This window comes from Yimella sp. RIT 621 (assembly GCF_004146205.1).
GTDB classification, from domain to species: Bacteria; Actinomycetota; Actinomycetes; order Actinomycetales; family Dermatophilaceae; genus Yimella; species Yimella lutea.
Genome location: NZ_SEIP01000037.1, coordinates 1 through 1,141, shown reverse-complemented (window position 1 = coordinate 1,141; position 1,141 = coordinate 1). Strand labels below are relative to the sequence as shown.

Genomic DNA, 1,141 nt, shown 5'->3' with positions numbered 1-1,141 from the left:
CGGCCGCCGCAATTCGTCTAACCGAGCTCTGCGGCAATCTGCTCGATGGGTTCGCCCTGCTTGGCGCGCCGCCATGCCTCGCCCTTGGGGTCAAGGCCAGCGGCTCGCAGGGAGTCGGCCAGGGCTTTGTTAGCTGCCTTCGCATCGGCGCGGTCAGCCTTGGGGGAGTTGGCGACCGTGACGCCTTCGGTACCCAGCGCGACGGCGGCGACGGCATCGAGGATGTGGCAGGAGCGTTCATAGGCCGCGCCGACACGCTCAGGGCTCCGGGTCCACTCGGTGACGTACCGGGCAGATCCTCGGGCTAGTTCGCCCTGGCCGAATGCGGTCAGCAGGCCGAACGCCACGGCCTCGGCTTCGGCTTCCATGTCGCCGCGGTGTTCTCCGGCGTAGGGGCGGTCATCGTCGGCCCCGTGAAGCAGGGCGTGCGCGATCTCGTGCGTGAGGGTTTCAACAGCTGCCCAGTCGGCCAGGCCGCCGTGCACAGCGATCTGGTGCGTCGCGTGGACGGTGTAGCCGCCCTCCGCCATCTCGTGGCCTGTCCGAGTCACGGTCCACCCCTGGGCACCGATCCACGCCGCCAGGCGGTCGAACACGTCGCGGGCCTCGCCCGCGGGCAGCTCCGGTGCAGCGAACTCCGCCGCGCCGCTCTCGCCCTTTCCGTTGGTCACGTCAACGGCACGGTAGGTGTGCTCGATGCGGAAGACACGCCGCTGTGTGGCTCCCGGGGTGTCCTTGGCGACCTTCTGACCCGTGGCCGGGTCGATCCACAGCGGCAGGGGTCGTGACCACACCATCAGCGCGCCACCGGTCGGAACGTACCCGCGTCGCTGCCAGACGTATCGCGGGGCGATTTCCTCAGCCGATGCCTTGAACGCCGCAGCGAGGGCCGCCCTCCCGCCGAGACCTTCGCCGCGGAACCGCCGCCACAACTGCACCAGGATCAGCGCGGTGTTGTTGGGGGAGTAGGCCGGGTGGCCAGCGCGCAACCGCAGCGCACGGGCTGCCATTGCGGCAGGCCACCCCGCCGGGTTCGCAATGAAGTCCTGCGCCTGCTCGACCAGGGCCGCACGGACGGCCCGGTGATCGACCTCATCCGTCGTCGCGGTGGGGGCGGTTGTCGTTGTCGTCGCCGTGGTGT

At 70.1% G+C, this 1,141-nt stretch carries 1 protein-coding gene; it reads right to left on the bottom strand.

What is annotated here, in order from left to right; genetic code table 11:
* Nucleotides 1-17: 17 nt before the first annotated feature.
* On the bottom strand, nucleotides 18-1,141 hold a 1,124-nt coding region (locus EU513_RS16050; protein WP_168990321.1), incomplete at its 5' end, for an ImmA/IrrE family metallo-endopeptidase.